The organism is bacterium (assembly GCA_035371905.1).
Classification (GTDB): Bacteria; Ratteibacteria; UBA8468; order B48-G9; family JAFGKM01; genus JAMWDI01.
Map to the genome: position 1 here is coordinate 6,847 of DAORXQ010000053.1, position 3,755 is coordinate 10,601.

General features: G+C 31.7%; 5 protein-coding genes. All 5 read left to right on the plus strand.

Annotated elements, in window-relative coordinates:
- Window positions 1-1,222 (plus strand): phage major capsid protein (locus PKV21_06460; protein HOM27131.1); only part of this gene is annotated, 1,222 nt, incomplete at its 5' end.
- Window positions 1,223-1,280: 58 nt separating this feature from the next.
- Window positions 1,281-1,433, plus strand: a complete 153-nt coding sequence (locus tag PKV21_06465; protein ID HOM27132.1) for a hypothetical protein — start codon at window positions 1,281-1,283, stop codon at window positions 1,431-1,433.
- Window positions 1,423-1,962, plus strand: coding sequence for a hypothetical protein (locus PKV21_06470; GenBank protein ID HOM27133.1), 540 nt, complete (start codon window positions 1,423-1,425; stop codon window positions 1,960-1,962). The genes PKV21_06465 and PKV21_06470 overlap by 11 nt, the downstream gene beginning before the upstream one ends.
- Window positions 1,963-1,968: 6 nt before the next feature.
- Window positions 1,969-3,432: a right-handed parallel beta-helix repeat-containing protein gene (locus tag PKV21_06475; GenBank protein ID HOM27134.1), complete on the plus strand. Its 1,464-nt coding sequence runs from the start codon at window positions 1,969-1,971 to the stop codon at window positions 3,430-3,432.
- Between the two features lies 1 nt (window position 3,433).
- Window positions 3,434-3,755 (plus strand): hypothetical protein (locus tag PKV21_06480; protein ID HOM27135.1); only part of this gene is annotated, 322 nt, incomplete at its 3' end.

A 3,755-nucleotide genomic window follows, 5' to 3' on the forward strand; every position in this document is an offset into this window, starting at 1 on the left:
ACAAGCAGTAGCGATTGCTGAAAGTTTATGTTCAAAGTTTTGTAGTGATTTAGAGGAGGAAGAGATAAAAAATAACTTGAAATCTTTCATCAAAAGAGAAACCGAAAATTTGTTAGAAAAACAGATAGAAGCAAAATCAAACGATTTAGTTAAAAAATTTTTATCTGGTGTCGAAAAACAAAGGATTATAGGCAAAAAACCTAAAAATCTTTCTGACCAGCAAATTGTTAAAAAATGGTTTCGCTTTTTAGTAAATAAAGATTATCAAGGAATTAGAGAGATGCAAAAAGCAGGCTATCTTAATTATGGAACAGAAACAGGAGGAGGAGCATTAGTTCCGCCTCAATTACTTGCCGAAGTTAATAGAATAACAGAAGAGTACGGAATAGCAAGACAAAATATGAGGTATCTTCCATTTTCTGGACCGGGAAATGAAAGGTCAATTCCTGTTTTAGACGAATCAGTTGGAGTATACTGGGTAAAAGAAGGAGGAGTAAAAAAATCTACAAAGCCTTCATTCAAGTTAGTTAAACAAACACTTGAAAAGATTTCCGCAATAGTTCCTCTTACAGAAGAATTATTAGAGGACGAAGCAATAGATATTATTGCTTTATTAGGAGAGTTAATTGGGGAAGCGATGGCAAAAGAAGAAGATAGAGTTTTCTTTGCTGGTTCAAAATTAGCGGGAGACCCTTATGATGGAATTTTAAATTATGCTGGTGTTCAAAAAGTAGAAATGAAAGGAAGAACAAGTGCGTTAGAGATTATTCCTGAGGATTTGTTAGACCTTATGAATGCTGTACCAACAAGTGTTAGAATGAATGGAGCATTTTATTTAAGCACTTCTCTATTTTCAATTTTACAGAAAATGAAAACAGACGATGGATTATATGTAGTACAGTCTCCAGTAGGAAATATTCCTGGGGCTATTTGGGGAAAGCCTTATGTATTGCTTGATGTTTTGCCAGGGTTAGATACCGAAGAAGAGGAAACTCCTCTTATGCTGTTTACTGATTTGAAAAAGACTTGCGTATACGGAGACAAAGGAAACATTGCTGTTAAATTGTTAGACCAAGGAATAATTGAGAGTGCTGATGAATCGCCATCAGACTTGAATTTAGCAACACAAGATATGGTTGCTTTAAGAGTGGTAAAGAGAGTTGGATATACTCCAATTCTTCCGAAAGGAATTTCAGTATTATATACTGGAACTTCATCATAATAACGATTTATTAGGGGAGGGAGACATCTCTCCCCCCTCTAATAAATAAAAAAAACATATGGAAAAAGAAAAAAAAGAAAAAATGGTGTCAATTTTTGACCCAGCAGTTAATGCTTACCGAGATGTTCCTCTTTCTATTGCTTTAAGATATATTAAAGAAGCAAAAGAATTAGAAAAAAGAATCTCGGAAGAAGAAAACAATGAGAATTAAACAAAAACAAAATTTAGAAACAAGTGAAAATTTAAAAGTTAAAAATATTAAAAAAGGAACAGAAAGTATAAAGGAATTTCCTCAATGGACTATTAGAAAATTTAAATCAGAAGAAGATTATAAAAAAAATAATCCTTATGCTGTTGAAAGTTTTGAAGGAAACCTTTTAACAGAAGCAGGAGCAGATGAGATGTCAAAGTTATGCTTTGGAACAGGAGGAACAAAGTATGCTTTTGGAAATACTTATCTTATAGTAGGAACTGGAACTGGAACAGAATCAGACCAAGACACAGAAGCAACATTTACTAATGGCGTTAAAAAATTAGCATCAAGCATCACTTATGGGACAGACAAGAAAACAACAATAGTAGCAGTTTTTGGACCAGATGACGCTAATCAAGATTGGCAAGAGTTTGGAACTCTTAATGCTCTTACATCAGGAGTTTTATTAAACAGAAAAGTTATAAATAAAGGAACAAAAGCAAGTGGAGATGTCTGGGAATTAACAGAAGAAATTTCTTTATCTTAATAAATAATGGCAATTAAATATTGCGATTTTAAGAATGGAAATGACATCACAGGAGATGGAACTAATACTAATCCGTTTAAGACGATAACAAGAGCGTGTCAGGGTTTATATGGCGGAGATGAGGTGAGGGTGGCAAAGAGCGGTGGAATTAAATATATAACAGGGACTATAACATTTACTAAAAACTCTTATAATATAACATCGTCAGATGATATTTTTTTAAATGAAATATCGTCAGGAGAAAACGATGGAAATGTAAGGTTGGGTGATTTTATTTTAGGAAATGATAATAATTGGCATGAAGTTATATTAGTTAATGACAGCAAAAACGCAAAAATACTTCATAGGTCTGGTGTTTCTGGAAATATGGTAGCAAGAAAGTTATTGGTAACCGACACAGGAAAAGCTCTAACAGAGAGTTATAATGTTCAAAAGATAGAATGGGGTGGTGATAGCCCTAACAATAGATTAAAAATATCAGGAGGGTGGGATTTAGCAACAGAAACTCAAACTGGTTTTACCTATTTTAGACAATTAGACCCAGATAATTTTGGAAATAGATATGGAATAGGATTATACTCAGAGGATAATCTTCACATTCAGATAGAGCGTTTAGGATTTTTAAGGTATAATATCGGTATTGAATTTATGGTATGTTTTGGTTTTGTATTAAATAATTGTTATGGATATAGCAATAGAATGTATGGAGCAGAATTCTTTATATGCTCCGATAATAAAATTTATAGTTCTAACTTTTCAGGAAATGGAGTTGAGCCAAGCGATGATGATGGTTTTGGGATAGCATTGATAGGAACATCTATATCTCTAATTAAAGATACAGAATGTAGCAATAATTATGGACACACAGGAGCAGGGATAGCAATTCTTTACTCATCTTCTCAAACTAAAATTATAAATCCAAAATGTAATTATAATGATAATGCTGGAATACTTTCAGGAGGTTCTATTGAGAATGTAATAATAAATTATCAGGAGAGCAGTAATAAGGGAATAGTTGTCATTCCTGTATTAGGGAGTGAAAGGCCAGCAATTAAGGTTCAAAAATATAAAATCAGTGGAGATAATAGAAATTATTTTGAAAATGGAATGAGCAAAAGAGATACAACAGGAGCAATGAGCGGAGAATGTTTAAAATATAGCCCAACATCTTCTGATATTTATATTGCCCATTCTTTTTTTGTCAAAGCAAAAAAGAGCACTTCTCAAACATTGTCTTTATATGTTAAAAAAGACAGCAGTTTTGACGGAGATGTCAAAGCAGGAGTTTATTTTTTAGGAGAGATGATAACAGATTGGGAAGATTTTACTCCAACAGCAGATTACGAATATGAGAAAAAAGAGATAAGTATAAATGGTTCAAGTATTACAGAAGACGGAGTTATAGAATTAGTTGTTAAAGTAAGAGGAGAGAACGGAAATATTTATGTTGATAATTTAGAAGTTAATTAAAATGATAAATGGAAGTTTAAAATATTGGTTAGATGGGGAACCTTTTATAACAGACACAGATGAAGATATTGGCAAGTTTAAATATTGGTTAGATGGTGAGCCTTTTATTAACTATGAGAAACTTTATAAAATATCAACAGATGATAATGTTCAAGGCACTGATAATTTTAGAAGCAAAAATAGTTTAAAAATATTAGAAGATGTCAGTTTAAACGAATTAAATAATATATTAAATAAAAAAAGAATATTAGATGATGTTAGTTTAAACGAAATAGAAAAGTTATTAAATAAGATAAGATTATTAGAAGATGTTAATTTAAATG